General features: G+C 71.9%; 2 protein-coding genes. Both read left to right on the top strand.

What is annotated here, in order from left to right:
* A partial coding sequence (locus ABDW35_RS33905) for a GTP-binding protein (protein ID WP_343718256.1) occupies positions 1 to 622 on the top strand: 622 nt, incomplete at its 5' end.
* Positions 623 to 806: 184 nt separating this feature from the next.
* Positions 807 to 3606: cobaltochelatase subunit CobN (cobN, locus tag ABDW35_RS33900; RefSeq protein ID WP_343718255.1), on the top strand; the 2800-nt coding region annotated here is incomplete at its 3' end.

Below are 3606 nucleotides of genomic sequence, written 5' to 3'. Positions count from 1 at the left end.
GGTCTCCGAAGGCCGCTTCGTACCGGATGAGGAGGCCCTGGCCGCCCAGCGCGCCGCGGACGAGGCGCTGGACCACGACAGCCCGCTGGAGGAGCTGTTCGAGGACCAGCTGGCCTGCGCCGACATGGTGATCCTGAACAAGACCGACCTGCTGGACGACGACTCCCTGTCCGCCGTCTCGACCGACCTGGCCACCCAGCTGCGGCCGGGGGTGAAGGTGGTCAAGGCCCGGCACGGCGCCATCGACGCCGCGGTGCTGCTGGGCCTCGGCGCCGCGGCGGAGGACGATCTGGCGGCGCGCCCCTCGCATCACGATGCGGAGGAGGAGCACGACCACGACGATTTCGAGAGCTTCCATGTCGACCTCGGCACCGTGGCCGATCCCGACGCCCTGGCGCGCAAGCTGAAGCCGGTGATCGAGGCGCATGACATCCTGCGGCTGAAAGGCTTCGCCGAGGTCGCGGGCAAGCCGATGCGGCTGGTGGTGCAGGCGGTGGGCGGCCGCATCCAGCATTACTACGACCGCGCCTGGCGCACCGAGGAACCGCGCGGCACCACCCTGGTGGTGATCGGCGAGCGCGGCCTCGACCGCGCCGCGATCACCAAGGCGCTGACGGCCTGAGCGGAATGGCGAGGCCAGTGCTCCCCCTCACCCGAAATCGCTGCGCGATTTCGACCTCTCCCCAAGGAGAGGTGCATCGGCGCGCGCCGCTTGTTTCCCTCTCCTCGGGGAGAGGGAGGGGCCCGTCGCGTCGGCGACGGGAGGGTGAGGGGGAACCGGCCCATCCATTGAAGAGCCATCCCTGATGCATCTCCTCGCCGCCAAGCCGGGCAGCATCGCCGACGGGTCGGAGGCGGTCGATCTGGGCCAGAGCCCGGGCGACATCGTCGTCCTGACCGCGGCGGACACCGAGCTTGCCTGCCTGTCGGCGGCGCGCGCCGGATTCGGCGAGGACTTCCCCCGGCTGCGCCTGGCCAACCTGCTGCAGCTCGGCCACAACCTGTCGGTCGACACCTATGTCGACGACGTGGCCAGCCGGGCCAGGCTGGTGGTGGTGCGTCTGCTGGGCGGGGCGGGGTACTGGCGCTACGGCATCGAGCAGGTGCACGCCGCCTGCCGGCGTGAGGGCATCGCGCTGGCCGTGCTGCCGGGCGACGACAAGCCGGATGCCGATCTCGACGGCCTGTCGACCCTGCCGGAGGAGGCGAGGGGGCGGCTGTGGCGCTATCTGGTCGAAGGCGGCATCGAGAACGCCCGCAGCTTCCTGGCCTATGCCGGGAGCTTGATCGGCCACGACCTGCCCTGGGCCGAGCCGCGGCCGCTGCTGCGCGCCGGGCTGTATTGGCCGGATCTGAGGCATCCGTCGTTCGGCGAGATCGAGCAGCGATGGAGGCAAGAACCGACCGAGTCCCCCCTCCCCCTGCGGGAGGGGGGTAGGGGGAGGGGGTTCTCACAGCAAGAACCGCGGCCTGAAGACAGACCGGCGATACCGAGTCCTTCGATCGACAACCCCCTCCCCCTACCCCCTCCCGCGAGGGGAGGGGGGACTCAAAACAATGGGGCCGGGGAGGCCACCACCACCCCCGTCATCGGCTTGGTCTTCTACCGCGCCCTGGTCCAGGCCGGGAACCTAGCGCCGGTCGATGCGCTGGTCGCGGCGCTCCAGGCCCGTGGTCTGAACCCGCTGCCGGTCTTCGTCTCCAGCCTCAAGGACGCCGTCTCGGCCGAGCTGATCACCGACGCCTTCGCCCGACACCCGCCGGCGGTGATCCTGAACGCCACCAGCTTCGCCGTCTCCAGCCCCGGCGGCCCGGCCCAGCCGACGCCCTTCGACGCGGCGGATTGCCCTGTCCTGCAGGTGGTGTTCGCCGGCGGCGCCGAGGCGGCATGGCGCGAGGGCACGCGCGGCCTGTCGGCCCAGGATCTGGCGATGAACGTCGCCCTGACCGAGATCGACGGACGGGTGCTGACCCGCGCCGTGTCCTTCAAGTCGGAGGCGCGCTGGGACCCGCTGACCGAATGCACCGTGGTGTCCTACCGCCCGGTGCCGGACCGGATCGGCTTCGTCGCCGACCTCGCCGCCGCCTGGGCCGGGCTGCGCCGCACGCCACCGGCCGTACGCCGCGTGGCGCTGGTCCTGGCCAACTATCCGAACCGCGACGGCCGTCTCGGCAACGGCGTGGGCCTCGACACCCCGGCCGGGACGGTCGAGGTGCTGCGCGCTTTGGCCGAAGCCGGCTATACCGTCGAGGATGTGCCTGCGGATGCCGCAGCCCTGATGGCGCGAGTCACCGCCGGGCCAACCAATGCGCTGAAGGACCGGGCCATCCGCTCCGGCGGCGAGGCTTATCCCCTGGCCGAATACCGCGCCTACTTCAACAGCCTGCCTGAGGCCGTTCGCACAGCCGTCACCGCCCGCTGGGGCGAACCCGAAGCCGATCCCTTCGTCGAGGCCGGCGCCTTCCGCCTGGCGGTGCATGGCTTCGGCAACGTGGTGATCGGCGTGCAGCCGGCGCGCGGCTACAACATCGACCCGCAGGCCACCTATCACGACCCCGACCTGGTGCCGCCGCATGGCTATCTGGCCTTCTACGCCTGGCTGCGGCAGGGCTTCGGGGCGCAGGCCATCGTCCATATGGGCAAGCACGGCAACCTGGAATGGCTGCCGGGCAAGGCGCTGGCGCTGTCGCAGGACTGCTTCCCCGAGGCCGCCTTCGGCCCCGTGCCGCATCTCTATCCCTTCATCGTCAACGACCCGGGCGAGGGCACCCAGGCCAAGCGCCGCGCCGCCGCCGTGATCATCGACCACCTGACGCCGCCGCTGACCCGGGCCGAGAGCTACGGCCCGCTGAAGGACCTTGAGGCGCTGGTTGACGAATATTACGAGGCCGCCGGCATGGACCCGCGCCGGCTCAGGCATCTGCGCGACCGCATCCTCGACCTCGCCCGGTCGACCGGGCTGGACCGCGATTGCGGCGTGGCGGCCGACGCCGATTCCGACTCAGCCCTGGCGCAGATCGACAACCATCTCTGCGAGCTGAAGGAGATGCAGATCCGCGACGGGCTGCACATCTTCGGCCGCTCGCCGCAGGGCGACCAGCGCACCGACCTACTGGTGGCGCTGACCCGGGTGCCGCGCGGGGCGGGGCAGGGCGGCGACGCCTCGCTGATCCGCGCGCTGACGAATGATCTCGGCCTCGGCTTCGATCCGCTGGACTGCCGCTTCGGCGACGCCTGGGTCGGACCGCGGCCCGCTGTGCTGGGGCCGGAGACGGGCTGGCGGACCCATGGCGACACGGTCGAGCGGCTGGAGGGGCTGGCGCGCGACCTGGTCGCCGGCACCCGGGCGCCCGAGCCCAGCTGGACCGCCACTGCCGCGGTCCTCGCCGAGATCGCGGCCACTGTCGCGCCCTCCGTCGACCGCTCCGGCGCCGCCGAGATCGACGGGCTGCTGCGCGGGCTGGCCGGGCGCTTCGTGCCGCCCGGCTCCTCCGGCGCGCCGACCCGCGGGCGCCTCGACGTGCTGCCGACCGGGCGCAACTTCTACTCAGTCGACAGCCGCACGGTGCCGACGCCGGCGGCCTGGCATCTCGGCTGGAAATCCG

It is taken from the genome of Inquilinus sp. (assembly GCF_039594555.1).
Classification (GTDB): domain Bacteria; phylum Pseudomonadota; class Alphaproteobacteria; order DSM-16000; family Inquilinaceae; genus Inquilinus.
This window is presented reverse-complemented; position numbering and strand designations above follow the sequence as displayed.